The sequence below is a fragment of the Sandarakinorhabdus rubra genome (assembly GCF_010994245.1).
Classification (GTDB): domain Bacteria; phylum Pseudomonadota; class Alphaproteobacteria; order Sphingomonadales; family Sphingomonadaceae; genus Sandarakinorhabdus; species Sandarakinorhabdus rubra.
Window position 1 is genome coordinate 1 of record NZ_WMHO01000388.1, and the last position, 1,058, is coordinate 1,058.

General features: G+C 72.3%; 1 protein-coding gene. It reads left to right on the plus strand.

Annotated elements, in window-relative coordinates; translation table 11 throughout:
• Window positions 1–989 (plus strand): murein transglycosylase A (gene mltA, locus GJV64_RS14730; protein ID WP_164158236.1); only part of this gene is annotated, 989 nt, incomplete at its 5' end.
• Between the last annotated feature and the right edge of the window lie 69 nt (window positions 990–1,058).

The following is a 1,058-nucleotide window of genomic DNA, read 5'->3' on the forward strand; positions in this document are numbered from 1 at the left end:
CGCAGGCCGCGCTGGCCGCCTTTCGCCGTTCCTGCCCCGCCCTGCTGGCGCGCGATGACCTCTCCGGCCTGACCCGGCGGGAGGACTGGCAGGCCGCCTGCGCCGCCGCAGCGGCCGCAACGGATGCAGCCGCCTTCTTCCGCAGCCAGTTTGCCACCGTGACCATCGCCGGTGGCAGCGGCTTTGCCACCGGCTATTACGAGCCGGAGATCAGTGCCAGCCTGACGCGCCAGCCAGGCTATGAAGTGCCGATCTGGCGCCGCCCGCCCGATCTGATCGACGTGCCGCTGGGCGATTTTGCGGCCAGCCTGAAGGGCCGCACGGTGCGTGGCCGCGTGGAGGGCCGCCGACTGGTGCCTTATCCGACCCGCGCCGACATCGATGCCGCGCTGGCCGGAAAGGGTCTGGAACTGGCCTTCGCTGCCGACGCGTTCGAGGCGTTCTTCCTCGAGATCCAGGGCAGTGGCCGGTTGCGCCTGCCCGATGGCCGCGTGATCCGCATCGGCTATGACGGGCAGAACGGCCGCGACTATGTCGCCATCGGGCGGTTGCTTGTGGAGCGCGGCGCGCTGGAGCGGGGCAAGGCCGGCATGGCCGAGATCATCGCCTGGCTGCGCGGCCACCCGGCCGAGGCCCCGGCGATCCTCAACGCCAATCCGTCCAAGATCTTCTTCCGCGTGCTGGAGGGCGACGGGCCGATCGGCGCGCTGGGCGTGGCGGTTGCCCCGCGCGTTTCGATCGCAGCAGATCCGGCCTTCGTGCCGCTGGGCGCGCCGGTGCTGGTCGAAACCAGCCTCACCCGAAGCGGCCAGAGTTTCACGGCGCTGATGGTGGCGCAGGATACCGGCGGCGCCATCAAGGGCGCCAACCGCATCGATCTGTTCCTCGGGCCCGGCGCCGAGGCCGCTGCGGATGCCGGCGCCCAGAGCGCGCCGGCCCGGATCACCCTGCTGCTGCCAGTTGCCGCTGCGGCGCGGCTGGCGCCCTGATGCGCCGCCTGTCGGCCCAGGAACGGGCGCTGTGGGCGCGCGTGGCGGCCAGCGTGAAGCCGTTGCCGG